Annotated in this window: 19 protein-coding genes; 12 read left to right on the top strand and 7 right to left on the bottom strand. The window is 72.9% G+C overall.

Features of this window, described 5'->3' with window-relative positions:
- Nucleotides 1-50 precede the first annotated feature (50 nt).
- On the bottom strand, nucleotides 51-2,093 hold the full coding sequence (locus AB0N17_RS32820; RefSeq protein WP_366015230.1) for a histidine kinase: 2,043 nt from the start codon (nucleotides 2,091-2,093) through the stop codon (nucleotides 51-53).
- Between the two features lie 174 nt (nucleotides 2,094-2,267).
- The gene (locus tag AB0N17_RS32815) at nucleotides 2,268-4,472 is read right to left on the bottom strand and encodes a TOMM precursor leader peptide-binding protein (protein WP_366015229.1); all 2,205 of its coding nucleotides are present in this window, start codon (nucleotides 4,470-4,472) and stop codon (nucleotides 2,268-2,270) included.
- A gap of 337 nt (nucleotides 4,473-4,809) precedes the next feature.
- Here AB0N17_RS32815 and AB0N17_RS32810 point away from each other — a divergent pair, with 337 nt between their 5' ends.
- The 3 genes from AB0N17_RS32810 (at nucleotide 4,810) to AB0N17_RS32800 (ending at nucleotide 10,388) form a co-directional block, all read left to right on the top strand.
- Nucleotides 4,810-5,694 (top strand): AfsR/SARP family transcriptional regulator, encoded by an 885-nt coding sequence (locus AB0N17_RS32810; protein WP_366015228.1) that lies wholly within the window; start codon nucleotides 4,810-4,812, stop codon nucleotides 5,692-5,694.
- 165 nt (nucleotides 5,695-5,859) lie between these two features.
- Complete coding sequence (locus tag AB0N17_RS32805; RefSeq protein ID WP_366015227.1) at nucleotides 5,860-6,753, top strand: glycosyltransferase; 894 nt, start codon at nucleotides 5,860-5,862, stop codon at nucleotides 6,751-6,753.
- Nucleotides 6,754-7,184: 431 nt separating this feature from the next.
- Complete coding sequence (locus AB0N17_RS32800) at nucleotides 7,185-10,388, top strand: BTAD domain-containing putative transcriptional regulator (RefSeq protein ID WP_366015226.1); 3,204 nt, start codon at nucleotides 7,185-7,187, stop codon at nucleotides 10,386-10,388.
- Between the two features lie 18 nt (nucleotides 10,389-10,406).
- On the opposite strand, the gene AB0N17_RS32795 is transcribed toward AB0N17_RS32800, so the two are convergent.
- Nucleotides 10,407-12,095 carry a bifunctional 3'-5' exonuclease/DNA polymerase gene (locus tag AB0N17_RS32795; RefSeq protein WP_366015225.1) on the bottom strand — a complete coding sequence of 563 codons (1,689 nt, stop codon included), beginning with the start codon at nucleotides 12,093-12,095 and terminating at the stop codon, nucleotides 10,407-10,409.
- A gap of 48 nt (nucleotides 12,096-12,143) precedes the next feature.
- Nucleotides 12,144-12,881 (bottom strand): Clp protease N-terminal domain-containing protein, encoded by a 738-nt coding sequence (locus AB0N17_RS32790; protein WP_366015224.1) that lies wholly within the window; start codon nucleotides 12,879-12,881, stop codon nucleotides 12,144-12,146.
- Nucleotides 12,882-13,051: 170 nt separating this feature from the next.
- Here AB0N17_RS32790 and AB0N17_RS32785 point away from each other — a divergent pair, with 170 nt between their 5' ends.
- Complete coding sequence (locus AB0N17_RS32785) at nucleotides 13,052-14,161, top strand: DUF2786 domain-containing protein (RefSeq protein WP_366015223.1); 1,110 nt, start codon at nucleotides 13,052-13,054, stop codon at nucleotides 14,159-14,161.
- Between the two features lie 4 nt (nucleotides 14,162-14,165).
- Here AB0N17_RS32785 and AB0N17_RS32780 read toward each other — a convergent pair whose 3' ends face one another.
- Nucleotides 14,166-14,684, bottom strand: a complete 519-nt coding sequence (locus AB0N17_RS32780) for a DUF4232 domain-containing protein (RefSeq protein WP_366015222.1) — start codon at nucleotides 14,682-14,684, stop codon at nucleotides 14,166-14,168.
- 114 nt (nucleotides 14,685-14,798) lie between these two features.
- Nucleotides 14,799-15,287 carry a hypothetical protein gene (locus AB0N17_RS32775; protein WP_366015221.1) on the bottom strand — a complete coding sequence of 163 codons (489 nt, stop codon included), beginning with the start codon at nucleotides 15,285-15,287 and terminating at the stop codon, nucleotides 14,799-14,801.
- A 194-nt stretch (nucleotides 15,288-15,481) separates the two neighbouring features.
- On the opposite strand from AB0N17_RS32775, the gene AB0N17_RS32770 reads away from it, so the two are divergent.
- From AB0N17_RS32770 to AB0N17_RS32755, 4 genes are all read left to right on the top strand, one after another.
- On the top strand, nucleotides 15,482-15,853 hold the full coding sequence (locus AB0N17_RS32770; protein WP_366015220.1) for a VOC family protein: 372 nt from the start codon (nucleotides 15,482-15,484) through the stop codon (nucleotides 15,851-15,853).
- An 11-nt stretch (nucleotides 15,854-15,864) separates the two neighbouring features.
- A complete protein-coding gene (locus AB0N17_RS32765; protein ID WP_366015219.1) occupies nucleotides 15,865-16,218 on the top strand; it encodes a metalloregulator ArsR/SmtB family transcription factor in 354 nt (117 codons plus the stop codon).
- Complete coding sequence (locus AB0N17_RS32760; RefSeq protein ID WP_366015218.1) at nucleotides 16,215-16,679, top strand: SRPBCC domain-containing protein; 465 nt, start codon at nucleotides 16,215-16,217, stop codon at nucleotides 16,677-16,679. The genes AB0N17_RS32765 and AB0N17_RS32760 overlap by 4 nt, the downstream gene beginning before the upstream one ends.
- Before the next feature lie 220 nt (nucleotides 16,680-16,899).
- Nucleotides 16,900-17,118: a DUF397 domain-containing protein gene (locus tag AB0N17_RS32755; protein WP_356336548.1), complete on the top strand. Its 219-nt coding sequence runs from the start codon at nucleotides 16,900-16,902 to the stop codon at nucleotides 17,116-17,118.
- Between the two features lie 110 nt (nucleotides 17,119-17,228).
- On the opposite strand, the gene AB0N17_RS32750 is transcribed toward AB0N17_RS32755, so the two are convergent.
- Nucleotides 17,229-17,702 carry an ATP-binding protein gene (locus AB0N17_RS32750; protein ID WP_366015217.1) on the bottom strand — a complete coding sequence of 158 codons (474 nt, stop codon included), beginning with the start codon at nucleotides 17,700-17,702 and terminating at the stop codon, nucleotides 17,229-17,231.
- Between the two features lie 366 nt (nucleotides 17,703-18,068).
- Here AB0N17_RS32750 and AB0N17_RS32745 point away from each other — a divergent pair, with 366 nt between their 5' ends.
- The 4 genes from AB0N17_RS32745 (at nucleotide 18,069) to AB0N17_RS32730 (ending at nucleotide 21,783) form a co-directional block, all read left to right on the top strand.
- Nucleotides 18,069-18,893: a helix-turn-helix transcriptional regulator gene (locus AB0N17_RS32745; RefSeq protein WP_366015243.1), complete on the top strand. Its 825-nt coding sequence runs from the start codon at nucleotides 18,069-18,071 to the stop codon at nucleotides 18,891-18,893.
- A gap of 91 nt (nucleotides 18,894-18,984) precedes the next feature.
- Nucleotides 18,985-20,445: an aldehyde dehydrogenase family protein gene (locus AB0N17_RS32740; RefSeq protein WP_366015216.1), complete on the top strand. Its 1,461-nt coding sequence runs from the start codon at nucleotides 18,985-18,987 to the stop codon at nucleotides 20,443-20,445.
- A gap of 116 nt (nucleotides 20,446-20,561) precedes the next feature.
- The gene (locus AB0N17_RS32735; protein ID WP_366015215.1) at nucleotides 20,562-21,110 is read left to right on the top strand and encodes a DinB family protein; all 549 of its coding nucleotides are present in this window, start codon (nucleotides 20,562-20,564) and stop codon (nucleotides 21,108-21,110) included.
- A gap of 31 nt (nucleotides 21,111-21,141) precedes the next feature.
- The gene (locus AB0N17_RS32730) at nucleotides 21,142-21,783 is read left to right on the top strand and encodes a PadR family transcriptional regulator (RefSeq protein WP_366015214.1); all 642 of its coding nucleotides are present in this window, start codon (nucleotides 21,142-21,144) and stop codon (nucleotides 21,781-21,783) included.
- The last annotated feature ends 15 nt before the right edge of the window (nucleotides 21,784-21,798 follow it).

Raw genomic sequence — 21,798 nt, 5'->3', positions numbered from 1 at the left:
TGTACGCTGCTAAAGACTTGGTAAATGCCCCAATAATTGCACGTGAATTGTCAGAGCGCTGCGTCTGTCTCTGCACGTGTGTACGGCGGGTCCCCGGCCCCGGACCAGTCGAATTCCGGATGTGGCCGGGAATGTTCGGACCGGCCGGAAGTGTTCACCTGGCCGCGGTACCCGCGTGCCACGCGCCGGACGTCGGCGAGGGCCTGGCGGGAGATGCCGAGCACGGTGGCCAGTTCCTCGCGCGCGGGCTCCAGTGCCTCGGGCAGCAGCCGGTGGATCAGGGCGCACTTCATCGTGACCGTGGAGAGGCTGGAGCCGAGCACGGCGTGCAATTCGCGTTCCACGATGAGCCGTTCGCGGGCCACGGCCAGCTGCGCGAGCGCCCCCCTGGCCTCGTGCAGCTCGGTGACGAGCCGGTACAGCGCGGTGATGCCGTAGACCACCAGGCCGGCCACCAGCGGGGAGTCGGCCAGGTAGACGATGTCGGCCAGCCGGGTGCCGACGGCCGCCGCGAGCGGTACGACCACCAGGCCCGCGGCCGCGTAGAGCACCCAGCGGAGCCTGCCCGACAGGGTGATCAGCAGCGATCCGCAGAGGAATCCGGCCATCGAGCCCCAGGGGCCGCCGAGCCACAGCAGGGGCGCGTAACTCGCCACGGCCTGGAGGCCCAGGGTGAGCGCCCGTACGCGTACCGGCCAGGTGCGCGAGCGGCGCAGCGAGTGGAAGAACTGGAGCGTCACGACGACGGCGAAGCAGGCGAGGAAGCCGAGCATGGCGGTTCCGGAGCCCGGGCCGCTCGCGGCGTTGATCACGGTGATGAGCGTGTAGCCGACCAGAACGGCGATGAGCATGCCGCGGGCCATCCGGGGCGCCCACTGCCGGGCGGCCCGCGCCCCCTCCTCGGGCTCGGACTCGGCGGAGTCGTCGTCGTCCCGGGCGGCGGCCGGGGCGCGGGCGACGACCTCGAACCAGCCGTCGTCGGCCGGCCCGCCGCTCAGCTCGCCGCCGATGCCCTGGAGACGGGTCGTCAGGTTCTTCAGTCCGCTGCCGCCGTCCGTGCCGGTGTCCGCACTGCCCTCGCCGGCACCGTCGTTGCGGATCCGCAGGACCACCGTCTCGCCGGCCCCGCCGGCCTCGCCGTCGCGGGTCGCGGTGACGGTACATCGCTGCGCCTTGCTGTGCCGCAGGGCGTTGGTGACCGCCTCGCGCAGCACGATGGCCAGGACGGTGTCCACCTCGCGCGGCAGTTGGCCGCAGTCCAGGTCGGCCTCGGCCGTGATCTGCGCGGCGGACAGGACGGAGAGCGCGGACTCGGTCTCGGCGGCCAGCGACATGTCGCGGTAGCCGGTGGCGACCATGCGCACGTCGGCCAGGGCGTCCCGGGCGATGCCGAGCACGGCGGCCACCTCGGACCTGGCCTTGTCGGGCGCCCTCGGCAGCAGCCGGTGGCCGAGTTCGCTCTTCAGCATGATCGCCGACAGGCTGTAGCCGAAGAGGTCGTGCAGATCGCCGGCGACCCGCAGCCGTTCCTGGACGACGGCCATCCCGGCCAGGGCGCGCCGGGTCTCGCGCAACTCGACGACCAGGCCGGACAGGGAGCTGACGCCGAAGATGATGACGCTGGAGAGCAGGGTCGCGCCGAGCCCGTAGACCGCGATGCCCGGCCCCGCGACGGCGACGACCGCGGGCACGATGGCGGCGGTGACCAGCGCGTACAGCGGCCAGCGGAGCCGGCCCGGCACCGCGAGCAGGATCGATCCTGCGAGCAGTCCGGCCATCGCGCCCCACGCCGCTCCCAGCCAGGCGAGCGGCAGATAGGTGACCAGCGCCTGGCCGGCCAGCGTGAGCACGCGGCGACGGGCGGACCAGGTGCGAGGTCTTCGGGTGGAGTGCGCGAACTGCAGGGACAGCACGGCGATCAGACAGAGGGCCAGCAGGCCCAGTCGTCCGGGATCGGTGTGCTCGTCGAGCACGTTCAGGACCGTGACGACCGTGTTGCCGCCGAGTACACCCAGCGTGACCAGGAGCGCCATGCGTGGTGCCTGCAGACCTGATTCGTCGTCCCGGTCCTCGTCGTCGGACGGGTCGGACATCGGCGCATGCCTCCCCGTCCGACCTGCGGTGGCTGGCAGCACAGGCAACCCCCCGGTTCTCCTGGAAACCGGGATGATCTTACCGACGAATTATCGGGTTGTCATGACTGAGAATCTTTACTCTTTTCACTTTATTGACCGAGCTCAGAAGCGGCCACGGATGATCTTACCCGGCTAGAGGAACAGCGGAATCGGATTGAGATCTTGATAAGCGGTGGGGGAGTCGATCCTGCCCAGGCGAACCGGCACGTCGAACAGCCGGCCCGGCGCGTAGCGGGCCCAGAAGTGCCTCAGCCCGGGGACGACGACCTTCACGACGGGCAGCCCGATGTCGGGCCGCGTCTGGTCGAGCACGAGCACCTCCAGACCATGGCCGCGGGCCAGCGCGCACAGGTGGTCCAGGTCGTCGCGGAGGTCGGCGCGCGGGACGTGGCCGTAGTCCGCCGGGGTGCGCGCGGGCAGGCCGGGGTCGGGCAGGAGGTACGGCTGGGAGGCGACCGTCTCCTTGCGCCACCAGTCGAGCAGATGGCCGGGCAGCCCCGGCGCGTATCCGCCCGTCACGGCGGGCAGCAGCTGGCCCAGCTCGGTGACGGCACGGCTCAGCGCGACGGCCGGGTCCAGATGGGCGCCGAAGCCGAGCATGATGTCCTCGGCCGGGCCGCCGACGCGGCGCGAGACCGCGGCCATGACCGGGATGCCCAGGTCGGCGGTCAGGTCGAGCACCCACAGCGTGCGGTCCAGTTCGCGGAAGCGGCCCGGCAGGGCGGCGATCCACGGGTCGCCGAACGCGTCCAGGTCGACCGCCGCGTGCCGGGTCCGGTTGTACCACCACAGCGCCACCGCGTCCCGCTCGACCAGTTCCAGGAAGCCCTGCAGAACGGCGTCCTCCAGGGTGCCGCCCGCGGCGTTCCCGTTGGAGTCGGCGACGACGGAGGCGACCCCGTCGCCGCGGAAGTACAGCAGGTCGGTCGGCAGGAGCCGGTGCGTCTCGCCGGTGAGCGACCACACGGGCGTCCAATCGATCTCGGCGTCCTCGTCGAACGGCTCGGGCACGTGCTGGAACGGGATGCCCGGCGCGTTCCACCGCTCGCGCTCGCGGTACTGGCGCTCGTCGTAGAGCATGCACGCGCCCGGATGGACGGCCCTGGGCGCGAGGTCGCGGTAACTGCCGCGGATCGTCGCCTCGTCACCCGAGCGCGTCCCGCTGTACCGCTCGACCGCCTCGCACAGCGCGCTGACCCGGGCGTCCAGGTCGGTGCGCCCCTTGCCCCCGCTCTGCATGCGCAGGCCGGCCCGGTACGTGGGGAGGTCGCACTCGGTCAGCGCGAGATTGGGACCGGCCTGGTAGCAGTGCAGGAACCCGGGGCTGCGCGGATCGCGGACGACCCGGTCGACGATCCCGGTGACGGGATCGGCGAGGTGGCCGAAGCGTTCCCACATCTGCTCCGCGGACAGCGCCCGGTGCCCGTTCCCCCCGGCGACGTGCTTCGGCCGGGAGACCGGCCGGACCGGCAGCAGGGCGCGGTCGGCGACCAGCTCCGGGTCGCCGCAGTCCGGGCACTGGGGCCGTGTGGCGACCGGGTGGTGGGCGGTGGCGAGGGTCAGGGTGTCCATCGTCCACACCGCGTTCTGGGTGTCGTCGCGCAGCCCGGCCAGCCACTTGGCGGCCTGCAACGCGGCGGTCTGCAGCCCCAGTTCGCGGGTCGCCGCGAGTGAGGCCTCCGGCGCCCGCACCGGGCCGGCCAGCCCGAGCGCCCGCCGCACCTGGTTCTCGCCGCGCCGGTGGCAGCGCAGCCGCGCGGCCAGGCAGGACCAGCAGGGCCCGGTCCCCGGCTGGAAGACCGGGCCGATCCACAGCTGTGCCCCGTACGGCTTGGCCGCCAGCCACGGCCGGCCGTCCGCGAGCCGGGCGGTGTTGAACTCGGCCAGCGCCGGATCGAGGTAGTCGTCGCAGACGACCAGGGTGAAGGGCGCCGCGGGGCCGCAGGACAGGCCCGCCGCGCGGCAGGCGCGCTCGGCCGCGGCGGCGTCGGCCCGGCCGAGCGCGACCACGCTCAGCGCGGCGTCCACCGGGCCGCCCACCCCGGCCAGGTCCCAATAGGCGGCCGCGGCACGGTCCTTGGGACCGGTGTGGAAGCCGACGAGACCGGCGGCGGCGAGCCGGCCGAGCATGCCGTCCAGCTCCGCCGCGGGAAGCGGGACGGCGGCGCGCAGACCGTCGAGCGTCAGTGAACCGTCCAGCAGCGGGGCCACCTTCTGGATGGCCTTCCCGGACAGGGCCGTCGTCCCCCGGGGCGAGACCAGGTACACCGCCTCGCCGGGGACGATCTCGGCCCGCAGGTGCCGCCGGAATCCGATCGGCCGTTCCTCAACGCGCATCGGGGGCCGCCGGGCTACTGCGCCGCACCGACCACGATGAAACACCAGCCGGCGGGAAGCTCGTCCACGCCGGGCGCGGCGTCGTCGAGGTTCTCGATGATCAGGTCGTCCGAGCCCAGAGCGATCTGCATGATGGTCCCCCTCCGAGTGTCGCAGCGGGGCGTCGCTGCGGTGATCGGAAGTCTCCAACTCCCCTGCTGGGCACCGCCATGCGCCGATTCACGTGTCGGGCATGAATTCTTCACATCGGATAGATGTGCCACTCAGTGGGCAACTCCCGGTGCGCTGCGCATGCTGGACATCGAGATCGAAAGCCGCGATGCCTGGAGGAATGGAAATGTCCGAAGGCCCCACAACGTACGACTCCGTCGATGCTGGGCAGCAGCCCGCACTGCTGAGCATCGGGCTGCTCGGCTCGCTGAACCTGCACCTCGACCGCACGCCCGTGACCGCCAGCGCGCCCAAGCAGCGCCAGGTGCTGGCCCTGCTCGCGCTGAACGTGGGCAAGGTCGTCACGGTGTCGACCCTCATCGAGGAACTGTGGGGGGACCGGCCCCCGCGCAGCCACGCCACCACCCTCCAGACCTACGTCCTGCAGCTGCGCAAGGCCCTCGCGGCGGCCGACGCCGACCGCCCGGGCGCCCGCCAGATCCTCAGCACCCGGCACAGCGGCTACCTCCTCGAAGGAGACGCCTGCGACACGGACGTCGAGACCTTCGAGCGCCGGGTGCGCACCGGCTGCACGGCCTCCGAGCGGGCCGACCACCGCCGCGCCTCCGAGGAACTGCGCCAGGCGCTGCAGCTGTGGCGCGGCCCCGCCCTGGTCGACGTCAGGAAGGGCAGCATCCTGGAGATCGAGGCGGTCTCCCTGGAGGAGAGCCGGCTCGGCGCGCTGGAACGGCGCATAGAGTCCGACCTCGCCCTGGGGCGCCACGCCGACCTGCTGGGCGAGCTGACCCGGGTGGTGGCCAGGAACCCGATGAACGAGAACCTCTGCGCCTACCTGATGATCGCCCTGTACCGGGCAGGCCGGGTCGGCCGCTCGCTGGAGGCGTTCCACCGGCTCCGGGCCGTGCTCAACCACGAGCTGGGCGTCGAGCCGTGCCCGCGGCTGCAGAGCCTGCAGACGGCGATCCTGTCGGGGGACCCGGCACTGGACGTCTGGTCCGTGTCCTGGTCCCCCGAGGAGTTCGCGGCGGGCCGGCTCGCCCGGGTCTCCTGAACCGCCGTGGAAGGCCCGGGAAAGAAGCCGACAAAGCAGCAGCAAAAGGGCCGCAAAGTGAATCGGTATCGGGTGAACCCACGGCCCTGAGGCAACATCTTGGTGAACGGCGGGCACCGCGCGGTCAGGGTGCGGTGCCGCCGTCGGCCGGATGAGGTGAGGGACGTGGTGGAGCCGAGGATCGCCGTCGCCGTGGTGACCATGGGGAACCGGCCCGCCGAGGTCGACGCCCTGCTGGAGTCCGTGGCCAAGCAGGACCTCGCCCCGGCCCGCATCGTGATCGTCGGCAACGGCTGCCGGCTGCCCGAGTTCGCCCGCCGGCTCTCCCTGCCCGGCGAGGTGACCACCATCGACGTCGAGGAGAACCTCGGCTGCCCCGGCGGCCGCAACGTCGCCCTCGCCCGGCTGCGCGAGTACGGCGACACCGACATCGTCGTGGAACTGGACGACGACGGCCTCCTCGTCGACGCCGACGTCCTGCGCCGCGTCCGCGACCTGTACGCCGCCGACCCGCGCCTCGGCATCGTCGGCTTCCGCATCGCCGACGAGCACGGCGAGACCCAGCAGCGGCACGTGCCCCGGGTGGGCAGATCCGACCCGATGCGCGGCGGTTACGTCACCTGCTTCCTCGGCGGCGGGCACGCCTTCCGCACGGCGATGCTGGACGAGATCGGGGACTGGCCCGCGGAGTTCTTCTTCGCGCACGAGGAGACCGACCTGGCCTGGCGCGCCACCGACGCCGGCTGGAAGATCCGTTACGCGCCCGAGCTGCTGCTCCGGCACCCCAAGACCTCACCGGCCCGGCACGCCATCTACTACCGCGTCAACGCCCGCAACCGCGTCTGGCTCGTCCGGCGCCGGCTGCCGCTGCCGCTCATCCCGGTGCACCTGGGGGTGTGGACGCTCCTCACGCTCGCCCGCACCCGTTCGCCGGGCGGGCTGCGGGCCTGGTTCGCCGGGTTCGCGGAAGGGCTGCGGGAACCGGCCGGCGAGCGGCGCCCCATGCGCTGGCGGACGGTGTGGCGGCTCACCCGGCTCGGCCGGCCGCCGGTGATCTGAACCGTCCGGCGGCCGACGCGGCCGGCGGGAGCGGGAGAAGGAAACGGGACGGGACCCCGGTCGTTCACCTCCGCCGACCGGGGTCCTGAGACGTCCCCGGATCTGGCCTGCGGCGACACTCCCCCGAGTTACGCGACTTGTCGCGCGCGCCGTAGGGCCAGCTCCGATGGAATGATCACATCAGGATTCGCCAACGGATCGCTAACATGTGGCCAACGGTTCGTCGGAAGGTCGGGGACCGGTTGGCCGGAAGTCGCCCGGCGGCAGCCCGAACGGGCCGCCGCACGGGCGGAGTCGAGGCGGGTCCGGCCGGCGGAAGGTGGCGGGAAACCGCTGGGGACAGGGCGGGTTTCCGCCAGACGACGGCGGGCACGGGCCCGCCGCGGAGCACGGTCGGCCCCGGCCGCGCGGGAAGGCAGTGGAGCGGCGTGATGCGGCGGTGCGGGCTGCGGTTCGGACTGCTGGGACCGCCGGTCCTGTACGAGCGACCGCCGTACGAGATGTCGTACGACACCCTCGTCGGCGGCCCCGCCGGCGGCACCGGTGGCGGCACCGGCGGCCCCGCGGAGGACACGGCCGACGGCGCTCCCGCAGACCCTCCCGGCGACACCCCCGACGACGGCGTCCGTGCCATCGGCAGCCCCAAGGTGCGCGCCCTGCTCGCCGCCCTGCTGATGGAGCCCGGCCGGGTCGTGTCGGTCGAGTCGCTGAAGGACGCCCTGTGGGGCGGGGCGCCGCCCGTCTCCGCGCAGGCCTCCCTGCACAACCACGTCACCCGGCTGCGCCGCCTCCTGGACGACCCCGAGCGGCTCAGGGCCGTGCCCCCGGGCTACGTCCTGCGCGTCGACCCGGGCGAGCTGGACGTGCACGTCTTCGACGCCCGGGTCGCCCAGGCGCGGTCCGCGCACGCCCGGCGGGACTGGCCGGGCGTCGTCCGCGCGTGCACGGCCGCGCTCGCGCTCTGGCGCGGCACCCCGCTCAGCGGGCTCCCGGCCGACCTCGGCGGCTACGCCCTCGTCCAGCGCCTGGAGGAGGCGCGGCTGCTCGTGCTGGAGTGGCGCTACGAGGCGGAACTCGGCCTCGGCGGAGCCCGGTTGGCGGCGCTCGTGCCCGAGCTGGCGGCGCTCGTCGCCGAGTATCCGCTGCGCGAGGCGTACCACCGTCAGCTGATGCTCGCCCTGCACCGCACCGGCCGCCAGGCCGAGGCCCTCGCCGTCCACCGCGACCTGCGCGCCCGCCTGGTCGGGGAACTCGGCATCGAGCCGGGACCGGCGGTCCGCGAGGCGCATGTCGAGGTGCTGCGCGGGAGCGACGAGGGGCGGCAGCGGGAAGAGCGGCGGCAGGAGGGGCGCGCGGACTCCGGCACGGCCGCCGGAGCGGGCCGCCGGCAGCCCGGCGCCACCGGCCCCGCGGACGAGGACACCGGCGAGGGCACCCCGCCGTCCCCCGCACCTTCGCCGGACGGCCGCGGCCCGGCCGCCCGGCAGATCCCGCGCCCGGCGCAACTCCCGCCGCCACCAGCACACTTCACCGGCCGAACCGGCATCCGCGGCGCGCTCCGTCTCGCGCTGACCGAGCCGCCCGCCCCGGCCCCGGCCGTCGCCGTGATCAGCGGCATGGCCGGAGTCGGCAAGAGCGCCCTCGCCCTGCACGTCGGACATGAGCTGCGCGAGCGCTTCCCCGACGGCCAGCTCTACGTCAACCTGCACGGCGCCACCCCCGGCATGGCCCCGCTCACCCCGGCACAGGCGCTCGCCGCGCTGCTGCGCGACCTCGGTGCCGAGCCCCGCACCATCCCCGAACACCCCGACGCGGCGGCCGCGTTGCTCCGCTCGCTGCTCGCCCCGGCCCGCATCCTGCTGGTGCTGGACGACGCGGCGAACGCGGCCCAGGTGCGGCCCCTGCTGCCGGCCGGTCCCGGCTGCGCGGTGATCGTCACCAGCCGCTCTCCGCTGACCGCCCTCGACGGCGCCCGGCGCTTCCCGCTCGCCCCGCTGACCGGCGAGGACAGCGCGGCCCTGCTGCGCGCGGTGAGCGGACGCGAAGGACTGGACGCCGGGCATCCCCTGGTGGAGCTGACCGGCCGGCTCCCGCTCGCGCTGCGGGTCGTCGCCGCCCGGCTCGCCGCCCGCCGCGCCCTCACCCCGGACGCGTTGGCCGGTCAACTGGCGGCCACCGGCGGCCGGTTGCACCACCTGGAGTACGACGACCTGAGCGTCCGGCGCTCCCTGGCCGTCGCGCACGACGCGCTCGCCGCCGCGGAACGCGAGGCCGACCGGGACGCGGCCCTCGCCCTGCGCCACATCGGCGCGCTCGACCTGCCGACCTACGGCGCCCCGCTGATCGCCCGCCTCACCGGCACCGACGAGCGCCGCGCCGAGGCCGCCCTGGACCGGCTGGTCGACGTCGCCCTGCTGGAGGAGACGGCGTACGGCCGGTACGTCCCGCACGACCTGGTCCGCCACTTCGCCCGTGAACTCGCCGACGACGGAACCGGCATGGGCTCCCCCGACCGCACCGCCCTGTGCTGGTACGCCGCCGTCGCCGAGCGGGTGCTCGGTGTCACCGTGGAGCCCGGCATCGACCAGGACGACCGGCTCCGGGCGACCTCCGCGCAGCCGGCCGAGCACGCGGCGGAGGTGGCGGCCATACCGTCCTTCGAGTCCGCGGAGACGGCCTTCGCCTGGGGCGAGATGGAGCTGGAGAACGTCGTCGCCCTGGTGACGCGCAACGCGGACACGTCCGACCCGCGTGCCGCCGCCCACCTCTCGGTGCTGGCGCGGCTGCTCTTCCCCCATGTCCAGCGCGGCGGACAGGTCGCCGAGATGGAGGTGCTGGGGCGGGCCGCGCTCGGGGTGGCGCGGCGGCTCGGCGACGCGGCGGCCGAGGCGTACGCGCTGGGCGACCTGGCCGGCCTGCACTTCCTGACCGGCCGGCAGAACGATGCCCTCGCCCTCACCGACCGGGCCCTCGAGATCTGGCGGCGGCTCGGTGCGGCCTCCAGGATCCGGCGCTGTCTGAACAACCGCGGGCTGCTGCTGGAGGGGCTGGGGCGGTTCGCGGAGTCCGGGGAGGCGCTGCGGCAGAGCCTCGCCTACTCGCGCCGGCTGAACGACCTGTACGGCGAGGCCGTCACCCACAGCCATCTCGGCAACCTGTACGAGCACACCGACCCGCGCGCCGCCATCGAGCAGCACCGGCGCTCGCTGGCCATCGGGGACGCGATCGGCGCGGTCATCGTGCAGCACTCGGCGCACTGCAACATCGGCTACGCCCAGCTCACCCTCGGTGAACCGGCCGCGGCGGCACGGCACTTCGAGGAGAGCCTGCGCATCCTCGGCGAGCACGGCGACTGGCACGGCGAGTCGCAGACCCGGCTCGGACTGGTCCGTGCGCTGCGGCAGCTGGGGGAGACCGGCCGGGCGGGCGTCGAGTGCGCCGAGCTGCTGCGCCGGGCCGACGCCCGCGCCGACCGCTACACGGGCGGTCTGGCCCGGCACCAGCACGGGCTGCTGCTGAGCGAGCAGGGGCGGCGGGCGGAGGCGCACGAGGCCTGGCGCGCGGCGCTCACGGCGCTGGACGGCACGGACGAGCAGGCGGTGCTCGCCGAACTGCGGCAGCTGCTCGACGGCTGAACCTGTCCGCCGGGCCGCTCACTTGGCGTCCGCGTAGCACTCCACCACCGCCGTCGTGAACGGGAAGCGGACCGGTGTCTCGCCGAAGGTGATCCGTCCGGCGAGGCCGGCGGCGTCGCGGATGGCCCGCACGACGGTGTCGGCCTCCTCGGCGGGGCAGTGCACGATCACCTCGTCGTGCTGGAAGAAGACCAGCTCGGCCCGGAGGCCTGCGCAGGCCCGGCGCAGCGCGGCGAGCATCAGCAGGGCCCAGTCGGCGGCGCTGCCCTGGACGACGAAGTTGCGTGCGAAGCGGCCCCGCGCGCGGGAGTCGGTCGATGCGTAGCCCGGCACCCAGGCGTTCTGCCCCTCGTGTTCGTCCTCGCTCACGGGGATGCCCGCCTCCTCCGCCGCGTCCTCGCCCGATCCGGCGGCGGGCGGGCAGGTCCGGCCCAGCCAGGTCCGCACCAGCCGGCCCTCCTCGCCGGCCCGTGCGGCGTCGTCCACGTAGGCCACCGCCTTGGGGAAACGGCGGCGCAGCGCGGCGAGGTTCTTCAGGCCGTCGCCGGAGGTCTGGCCGTAGACCGCGCCGAGCACCGCGATCTTGGCCTGGTCGCGGTCGCCGGAGAAGGCGCGGTCGGAGACGGCCTGGTAGAGGTCGCTCTCGCGGCCTGCGACCTCCATCAGGCCGGGGTCGCGGGAGATGGCCGCGAGCACCCGCGGCTCCATCTGGTCGGCGTCGGCCACCACCAGCCGCCACCCGGGGTCGGCCACCACGGCCCGGCGGATCACCTTGGGGATCTGCAGGGCGCCCCCGCCGTTGGTCACCCAGCGCCCGGTGACCGTGCCGCCGGCCAGGAACTCGGGGCGGAACCGGCCGTCGCGCACCCAGTCCTGGAGCCAGGACCAGCCGTGCGCCACCCAGATGCGGTACAGCTTCTTGTACTCCAGCAGCGGAGCGACGGCCGGGTGGTCGACGGACCGGATCTCCCAGCGGCGGGTCGACCTGACCTTGATCCCGGCCTGGGCGAAGGCCTTGACCACGTCGGCGGGCAGGTCGGGGCGGACCCGGCGGCCGAAGGCGGCGGACACCTCGTCGGCCAGCTCGGCGAGGCGGCGGGGCTCGCCGCCGCCCGCGTACCGCTCGCCGAGCAGGTCGCGCAGCAGGTCGCGGTGGACGCCGGCGCTCCAGGGCAGGCCCGCGTGGTTCATCTCGGCGGCGACCAGCATCCCGGCCGACTCGGCGGCGGTCAGCAGCCGCATCCGGTCCGGGTGGGCGCACCGGTCGTGCCGCCGCAGCTGGCCGGCGTAGACCGCGAGCAGGTCGGGCAGGGGCAGCCGGGCGCCGGCGGGCTCGAACAGGGGGGACTGGGCGCCCGGTTCGGCCGCGCGCTGCGGCGGATCGGGCGGTACGGGGCCGCCGCGGAGGCGGGCCAGGGCGGCGGCGGCCGAGCGTGGCTCGCCGTACCGTCCCTCGTGGCCCAGCAGGAGTGTCTCGGCGTCCTCGATGTCGTAGCACCGCTCCACTCGCACCCCCGTGGCGAGCAGACGCGGGTAGACCTCGGGGGTGGACCGCCACACCCAGCGCGTCACCTCCGGGCGGCTCCGCACCGCCCCGGCGAGATCGCTCTCCCGCCGCACCGGCCCGGCGGGCAGCCCGTCCGGGCCGAGGGGGGCGACGTCCACGCCTCCGTCCTCGGCCGGTGCGAGAGCCCACCGGTCGGTCATGACTGCGAGTGTGGCAGCAGGGTCTGACAATCGCCTTGGCCTGCGGTTTCAGTCCTTCTCGCCCTCCTGCCGGTCCTTCTCCGCGACCAGCGACAGCACCTTGGCGAGGTACGCCTCGGTCGCCGCCTTGGTGATGCCGAGGCCGCTGAGGACGCCCGCGCCGTTCTCGTGCTCCAACAGGGCCAGCAGGATGTGCTCGGTGCCGATGTAGTTGTGGCCCAGCCGCAGGGCCTCGCGGAAGGTGAGTTCCAGGGTCTTCTTGGCGTCGGTGCCGTAGGGGACGAGGTCGGGCATGTCCTCGGCGGCGGGCGGGAGCGCGGCGGTCGCGGCCCGGCGTACGGCGTCCAGGGGGACGCCCTGTGCGCTGATCGCCTTCGCGGCCAGGCCTTCCGGCTCGGCGAGCAGGCCGAGGACCAGGTGCTCGGGCAGGCCCTCGGGGGTGCGGGCCGCCACCGCCTCGTTGTGCGCGGCGATGACCGCGTTCCGCGCGCGCGGGGTGTAGCGGCTGAAGTCCTGGGCGGATTCGCCGGACTCCTTCGGCACGAACCGCTTCTGCGCCGCCTGCCGGGTCACCCCCATGCTCCTGCCGATGTCGGTCCAGGACGCCCCCGAGCGCCGGGCCTGGTCGACGAAGTGGCCGATCAGATGGTCGGCCACGTCACCGAGGTGATCGGCGGCGATCATCGCGTCCTGGAGTTGCTCGAGAGGCTCGGCGTGGACCTTCTTGATGGCCTCGATGAGGTCGTCGAGGCGTACGGATGCCGTGATGGCCGGTTGGGTCGCCATGTGTCAACCGTAGGTTGCGCCTCTCCGGGTGTCAACCATCGGTTGACAGTCGTTCCTCCGCCCCTCTCGCGACGGTCGGCACCCCTGGCGGCCAGCCTCGCCGCCCACTTGTCCACAGCCTGTGGACAACTCTCGGCCCGCTGTCGGCGGGGCATGGCACGATCGACGGTGTGACCAGCACTGCCAGCACCGTCGAGCGGGCCTTCGGGGCCGCCCTCTACGACGGCACCGACGCCGGACTCGACACCGGCGCCTCCCTGCTCGCCGCCGACCCGGCCGCGGACCCCGAACTGGCCCGGCGCGGCGAGGAGTTCCTCGCCGGCGCCTGGCAGCGCGGCTGGCAGCCCGCCGACGTCGTCCGGCTGGTGCGGCGGGAGCTGGAAGAGGCGCATGTCCGGCTCGCCGCCGCCCTGATCCGCGCCCAGGCGGGACGGGACCGGCCCCGCGGTCACCGCTGGGCCGCCCAGCTGGAGGCGCTGCCCGAGGGCACCACCCGCGCGGGCGACCGCTTCTCGCACGCCACGGCCCTGCTGGAGCTGTACCGCCTGCTGCTGCGCCTGCCCGCCCTGGAGCCCCTGGAGGAGGAGCCCCGCCGCACGTCCGGCCCGGCGGCCACCCGCATGCTCGGCCGCATCCGCGCCCTGCTCGCCAAGGCCGAGGCGACCGGCTACCCGGAGGAGGCGGAGGCGCTCAGCGCCAAGGCGCAGGAGCTGATGGCCCGGCACAGCGTCGACGAGGCCCTGCTCGCCGCCGAGGCGCCCGCCCCTGATACGCCCGGAGCCTGCCGGATCGGCGTCGAGCCGCCGTACGAGCAGGCCAAGGCGGTGCTGCTGGACGCGGTCGCCACGGCGAACCACTGCCGCGCGGTGTGGAACGAGGCCTTCGCCTTCTCCACGGTCGTCGGTTTCGAGGCCGACCTGGAGTCGGTCGAGCTGCTCTACACCTCGCTGCTGGTGCAGGCCACCCACGCGATGACCAGGGCGGAGGCGGCTCAGCGCGCCGGCGGCCGCAAGCGCACCAAGACCTTCCGGCAGTCGTTCCTCGCGGCCTACGCCCACCGGGTCGGCGACCGGCTGGCGTCCGTCGTCGAGACCCAGGTCGCCCAGGACCTGCTGCCGGTGCTGGCCACGCGCGCCGTAGCCGTCACCGCCCGCCTGGAGCGCATGTTCCCCGAGACCACCGCCACCCGGTTGCGCGGTGTGAGCGACGCGGCCGGCTGGACGGAGGGCGCGCGAGCGGCCGACGAGGCACAGGTGAAGGCCCGCCGGCGGCTGGAGTGAGCGCTCAGTCGCCGACCTGCTGGAAGGCGCTCACCGAGGCGTCCGGGTCGCTCTGGCCGGTCCGGCCGGCGACCGGGCCGTACTTCCAGGCGAAGCTCTGCGCGACGTCGCCGCCGGGCAGGGTGATGTTCATGTCCGTCGCCGGCAGGCTCTTGGGGTCGCCGGCCTTGCCGCGCACGTAGCTGATGGTGAAGGTCGCGGAGTCGCCCTTGGCGAGCTTCAGCTTCTGGGCCTTCGCGCCCTTCTGCGGCGACAGCTTCGCGGCCACACCCTTCGGGTTGAGGGCCACGCCGGGGAAGTCGTCCAGGGTGCACGGCTTGCTCTGGTTGGTGATGCTGACCGGGATCTCGCCCGTGTCCCCGGCCGCCGGTGCCACGCTCGCCGAACCGACCTGCACGGAGACCCCGCCGAGTGTGCAGGCGGAGCTGTTCTTGCCTCCGCTCTTGCTCCCGCCGTCGTCGTTGCAGGCGGTCAGCAGCAGGGCGGCGGCGAGGGCGGTGACGGTGAGCGGAATGGCGCGCATGAGCAGGTCCCATCGAGGTCGTGACGGTGCTCCTGCATCATGGCGCCTCGGCCGTGGGCCGGTTCGCGCGCCCCTCCGGATATCACCGCTTCAGGTGGCGGTGGCCCGTTCCGCTCACGCCTTCGGGAAACCGGACGGCAGCTTGCCGCCGTCGGCCTTGGTGTACGACTCCTTGCCGGTCTTGCCGGACCAGGTCACCCGCATCCCCTTGCCGTCCACCGAGTCGACCATCCCGCTGACCCGTGCCGTGTCGCCGTCGGGGCAGGTCAGATGGATCATCTGCATCCCCGCCTCCTCGCCGGCGGTCCCGCGGCACCACTGCTTGCCGCCGGTCACGAAGAGCCCGGCCCGCTCCCCGCTGATCACCAGGGCCACGATCTTGCCGCCCGACGTGGTGATCCAACTGCCCTGCAGCTTGCCGGAGGAGCCCGTCACGCCCGCCGACCCCGTGGCGGACGGGGCGGCCGCGGTCGCGCTCGGTGTCGCGGACGCGCCCTCGGAGTCACCCCCACCGCCCCCGCTGCACGCGGTCAGCGCGGCGAGCGCGCCCACCAGGCCCGCGGCCACGGTCGCGGTCCGCACCCTTGCCGTCGCAGAAGTCACCGGAAAGCTCCCAAGCTCGTAGCGGCCGGCCGCCCTCGGCCGGACGGCCCGCAGCAAGCTACCAGCAGCCACCGCAAGACTCCTCGGACGCGGGCGGCAGGACCCGCCGACGTCGCCCAGCCGCTGACCGGACACCATAGGTAGGAATCTCCCTACGCTTGACTGGTAGGGAACTCCCTACTTATGGTCGTCCCATGACCCTCACCCACGTCTCCTTCCTCACCCTCCCCGTCACCGACCAGGACCGCGCTCTGCGCTTCTACCGGGACGTCCTCGGCTTCCAGGTCACCGCCGACGTGCGGCTGCCGCAGGGACGCTGGCTCCAGGTCGCGCCCGAGGGGGCGCAGACCGTCTTCACGCTCGCCGGTCCGGGCATGGGCGATTTCGAACCCGGCTCGGCGCGGGGGATCATGCTGGTGACGACCGATGTCGACGCCGACTGCGCCCGGCTCGCCGGGGCGGGCACCGACGTACAGGGTCCGGACGCGTACCCGTGGGGCCGCATGGCCTCCTTCCGGGACCCCGACGGCAACGGTCTGATGCTGCTCACGGAGGCCCACCAGTAGAAAGGCCGGCCATGCCCACAGCCGGGGCCGAACAGGCCGCCGCGGACCGCGTCTTCGCCGCGCTCGCCAACGCCACCCGCCGCGAGGTCCTGCGGCTGCTGCGCGAGCAGGGGCCCCAGCCCGTGCAGGCCCTGGCCGACCACTTCGACATGCGCCGCCCGAGCCTCTCCGAGCACCTCAAAGTGCTCCGGGAGGCCGGCCTCGTCGCCGAGCAGCGCTCCGGCCGGCAGCGCATCTACCGCCTGTGCGCGGCACCCCTCGCCGAGGTGCAGGACTGGCTCCATCCGTACGAGCGGTTCTGGCGCGAGCAGCTGAAGGACCTCGGCGATCTGCTCGACCGCATGCCCGACGATGGCGCCTCATGAGCACCGAACCCGACGACGACCTCACCACCCTGCGCGTCGACCAGTTCTACCCGCACCCGCCCGCCAAGGTCTGGCGCGCCCTGACCGACCCCGAGCTGCTCGCCCGCTGGCAGATGCCCGGCGCCGAGGGCTTCCGCCTCGAGGTCGGCCACCGGTACCGGATGACCTCCGTCCCGCGTCCCAACGCCCGTTTCTCCGGAGTCGTGGACGTGCGGGTGCTCGCCTACGACATCGAGCGGATGCTGTCCCTCCGCTGGGCGGATGCCGATCCCGCCAACCCCGCCGACTGGACCGTGACCTGGACCCTGGAACAAGAAGGGCGCGGTACGCGTCTGTTCCTGGTGCACGAGGGGTTCGATCCGGACGACCCGGCTCAGCTGATGGCCCGGACGATCATGGGCAACGGGTGGAGGGGGCATGTCCTGCCTGCTCTTGGGCAGGCGCTGGAGCGGCTCCCGTAAGGGATGCCCGAGCCGCGCCGGACGGACGGCCCGCCTGTAATCGCGGGAACACCCCTCGTGCACGTGCATCTGCTCACGCATCTGCATATGAAGAAGGTTATGATCCGGGTCAGTTGACCACAGCATCTATGGCCACATCAGCCAGTGCACCAGCGGGGAGCGACCTGTGGACCGCGACGTTGACGGCGTGTACGGGGGGTACGACGACGTGTACAACGGCATGGCTGCCACGCAGCTGGACGGAGTGGCCTGGCAGAAGAGCCGGCACAGCAACTCGCAGGGTTCCTGCGTGGAGTTCGCGCGGCTGCCGGGCGGTGAGGTGGCCGTACGCAACTCGCGTTTCCCGGACGGACCGGCGCTCGTCTACACGCGCGCGGAGATCGAGGCGATGCTCCTCGGCGTCAAGGACGGCGAGTTCGACCACTTGGTGGCGAGCTGATGCCCTGACGGCGTGTGGTCCCGGGTGGCAACGATGTCGGTGGCGGCCGGCCGGGGCGAAGGCGGCAGCGACGCGCGTAGACAACGGGCGTCCGTAGGTGCCGTATCGCCTCAGCCGGCCGTCCGCAGCCGGAACAGCGCCCAGACGACCTTGCCCTGCAGGCTGCCGGCGAGCGGGTGCCAGCCCCAGCTGTCCGCGAAGGAGTCGACCAGGAACAGGCCGCGTCCGGACTCGGCGGAGAAGTCGTCCGAGTCGCGCGGCACCGGCGTCTCGTGGCTCGGGTCGCGCACCGCGCACACCAGCCGCTCGCTCCAGCGCAGCAGGTGCAGCCGCACGGACGGGGCGTGCTCGGGGCATCCCGCCTCACCGGGCAGGCCGTGGCGCAGGGCGTTGGTGACGAGTTCGGAGACGACCAGGCATATGTCGTCGAAGCGGTCGCCGATGTCCCACTGGTCGAGGGTGCCGCGGGTGAAGCGCCGGGCCTCGCGCACCGCCTCGTACCGGGCGGGCAGGGCGCAGGAGGCGGCGTTGGACACGGCCGCGGGATCCAATGGCGGAAGGCCCTGCCGTAACGGCTTGAGCATGGTCGATCCATTCGTCCCCATGCGAGGCACTCCCGGGTGTTCGCGGTCGTAGCGATGCAGCGGTGGCGCGGCACCATGGTTTCGGATGCGTGAAGCAGATGCAAGGGCAGATGCACGTGCACGCGACCGAAATAGCCCCTCCCGTACCGCTTCTTGGCCATTTTTTCCGCCATCTTCGCAGCGGTTTCCGCCAGTGGTCCTGACCTCTTCCCGACCACGGGCGGGCGGAAACGGCCGACGTCTTTCCGTTTCCGTAACCGGACGAGTACTGCTCGAAGTGTTTTAGTGGCAGACTGCGGGCCCTGAAGACGGTTGGGGAGGCTGGCGAACGTGAGCGCGGGAGAGCCCGGATCGGTGGTGCGGCGGATGCTGCTCGGCTCGCAACTCAGGCGACTGCGGGAAGCGCGGGGCATCACGCGCGAGGCGGCGGGTTACTCGATCCGCGCCTCCGAGTCGAAGATCAGCCGGATGGAGCTGGGCCGGGTGAGCTTCAAGACCAGGGACGTCGAAGACCTGCTGACGCTCTACGGCGTCACCGACGAGGCGGAGCGCCAGTCGCTGCTCTCCCTCGCCCGCGAGGCCAACGTGGCGGGCTGGTGGCACAGTTACACCGACGTTCTGCCCAGCTGGTTCCCCACCTACGTGGGCCTGGAGGGCGCCGCCTCGCTGATCCGCGTCTACGAGGTGCAGTTCGTGCACGGCCTGCTGCAGACCGAGGAGTACGCGCGCGCGGTGGTCCGGCGCGGCATGAAGGGCGCGAGCGCCGCCGACGTCGAGCGGCGGGTCGCCCTGCGCCTGGAGCGGCAGAAGTACCTGCTCGCCAAGAACGCCCCGGAGTTCCACATCGTCCTCGACGAGGCCGCCCTGCGCCGGCCCTACGGCGACCGCCAGGTGATGCGCGGCCAGCTCCAGCACCTCATCGACGTCTCCGAGCGGCCCAACGTGCGGCTGCAGGTCATGCCGTTCGGCTTCGGCGGGCACTCCGGTGAGAGCGGCGCCTTCACCATCCTCAGCTTCCCCGACACCGACCTGTCCGACGTGGTGTACATGGAGCAGCTGTCCAGCGCCCTCTACCTCGACAAGCGCGAGGACGTCGCCCAGTACGAGCAGGCCCTGAAGGAGCTGCAGCAGGACAGCCCGGGCCCCGACGAGAGCCGGGACCTGCTGCGCGGACTTCTCCAGCTGTCCTGACCTGTTCCCTCAACTCGCTTTAAACACAAGTACCATGACGTGCGATCAGACATGGCGCAGTTCTGGTGGCCGCTAGCGATTGAGGGTTCACATGTCGTCCTACTTCACCGACCTGGCCCAGCAGTACATCGACGGCGAGTGGCGTCCGGGAACCGGCTCCTGGGACGTGATCGACTTCAACCCGTACGACGACGAGAAGCTGGCCTCGATCACGGTGGCCACGGTCGACGAGGTGGACCAGGCCTACCGGGCCGCCGCCCGCGCCCAGAAGGAGTGGGCCGCGACCAACCCCTACGCCCGCCGCGGGGTCTTCGAGCGGGCGCTCCGGCTGATCGAGGACCGCGAACAGGAGATAGCCGACCTGATCATCGCGGAACTGGGCGGCACCCGCGTGAAGGCCGGTTTCGAGCTGCACCTCGCCAAGGAGTTCCTGCGCGAGTCGATCCACCTCGCGCTGCGCCCCGAGGGCAGGATCCTGCCCTCGCCGGCCGACGGCAAGGAGAACCGCGTCTACCGGGTGCCGGTGGGCGTCGTGGGCGTGATCAGCCCGTTCAACTTCCCCTTCCTGCTGTCGTTGAAGTCGGTCGCCCCGGCGCTCGCGCTCGGCAACGCCGTCGTCCTCAAGCCGCACCAGAACACCCCGATCGCCGGCGGCACCCTGATCGCGAAGATCTTCGAGGAGGCCGGGTTGCCCGGCGGCCTGCTCAACGTCGTCGTCACGGACATCGCCGAGATCGGTGACGCGTTCATCGAGCACCCGGTCCCGAAGGTCATCTCCTTCACCGGCTCGGACAAGGTCGGCCGCCACGTCGCCACCGTCTGCGCCGCGAACTTCAAGCGCTCGGTGCTCGAACTGGGCGGCAACAGCGCGCTGGTGGTGCTGGACGACGCCGACATCGACTACGCGGTGGACGCGGCGGTCTTCAGCCGCTTCGTCCACCAGGGCCAGGTCTGCATGGCCGCGAACCGGGTCCTCGTCGACCGCTCGATCGCCGACGAGTTCACCGAGAAGTTCGTCGCCAAGGTCCGCACCCTGAAGGTGGGCGACCCGCGCGACCCGCAGACCGTGATCGGCCCGGTCATCAACTCCCAGCAGGCGAGCGCGGTTCACGGCGCCGTCGAGCAGGCGCTCGCCGAGGGAGCCACCGCCCTCGTGCGGGGCGGCACCTCCGGCAACCTGGTCGAGCCCAGCGTGCTCACCGGCGTCCCCGCCGACTCCGCTCTGCTGCAGCAGGAGGTGTTCGGCCCGGTGGTCTTCCTCGTCCCGTTCGACGGCGAGGAGGACGCGGTGCGGATCGTCAACGACACCCCGTACGGCCTCAGCGGCGCCGTGCACACGGGCGACATCGAGCGGGGAGTCGCCTTCGCCAAGCGGATCGACACCGGCATGTTCCACGTGAACGACGGCACGGTCCACGACGAGCCGATCGTGCCCTTCGGCGGCGAGAAGCACTCCGGCATCGGCCGTCTGAACGGCGACACGACGCTGGAGGCCTTCACCACCGTCAAGTGGATCTCGGTGCAGCACGGCCGGAGCGGGTTCCCCTTCTGAGGCTGCCAGGCCGTCGAGACGTGCGGGCCCAAGCGGACAGGATCTGACCTAGTGGGCCCGTACTGTCGTCGGTGTCAGGGCAGAGGCCCGGCGCACCGAGGGAAGGCGGCAAGGCCATGGTCAAGCACGTACCGGCGGAGACGCAGGGCGACGAGCGCGGGGCGCTGCTCGCGTTCATCGAGGAGCAGCGCGGCGGCATCCGCCGGGCCCTGCTCGGGCTGACGGACGAACAGGCCCGCACCCGCCCCAGTGCCAGCGAACTCTCCCTGGGCGGGCTGCTCAAGCACGCCGCGGAGGTCGAACAGGGCTGGATCGCCCGCGCCAGGCAGGAGCCGCCGGCGATCCGGCGCGACGAGTCCAACTGGCACGAGACCTTCCAGCTGATCGGCGACGAGACGGTCGCCTCCCAGCTGGCGTACTGGGAGCAGGTCGCCGCCGAGACGGAGAAGTTCATCCGCTCGGCACCGAGCCTGGACGACACCTTCCCGCTGCCGCCCGACCCCTGGTTCCCGCCGCAGAGCCGGGTGTCCCTGCGCTGGCTGTGCCTGCACCTGATCCGCGAGACGGCCCGGCACGCCGGCCACGCCGACATCATCCGCGAGTCCCTGGACGGGAAGACCGCGTTCGAGCTGGTCGCCCTGGAGGAGGGCACCTCCTGGGGGTGACCGCGACGTCCCGGGGCCTAACCTGGACCCCATGTCAGCGATCCGTCTGCTCGTGCTGGGCGCCGTCCGCCAGCACGGGCGGGCCCACGGCTACCAGGTGCGCGGCGACCTGGAGTACTGGGGCGCGCACGAGTGGTCCAACGCCAAGCCCGGCTCGGTCTACCACGCCCTGAAGCAGATGGCCAAGCAGGGACTGCTGCACGCGCACGAGACCGCGCCGTCCACGGCCGGGGGGCCGCCCCGGGTGGAGTACGAGATCACCGGCCCGGGCGAGGAGGAGTTCTTCCGGCTGCTGCGCGAGGCCCTGGTCTCCTACGACCAGAAGATGGACGTCCGGTCGGCGGCGATCGGCTTCCTCGTCGAACTGCCCCGGGCCGAGGCACTGGAGCTGCTGCGGGAGCGGATCCGGCGGACGGGGCAGTGGCGGGCCGCCGTCACCGAGCACTACATCCCCGAGGACGGCCCCGGACAGCTGGGCCACATCGGCGAGATCATGGACCTCTGGGTCCGCACGGCCGACACCGACGCGGCCTGGACCCAGGGGCTCGTCGACCGCCTGGAAGCGGGTGCCTACACGTTCGCCGGCGAGGGCGAACCGTTCGTCGGCGTCCTCGCCGAGGGGCAGGAGAACCCGTACGCCACGGGGGAGCGGCACCCGGGGGACGCCCGCTGACCGACCGCGAGAGCG

The organism is Streptomyces sp. NPDC051133 (genome assembly GCF_040682635.1).
Lineage (GTDB): Bacteria > Actinomycetota > Actinomycetes > Streptomycetales > Streptomycetaceae > Streptomyces.
Note: the sequence above shows the minus strand (reverse complement) of the source record. Positions and strands in the feature narration are given on the sequence as shown.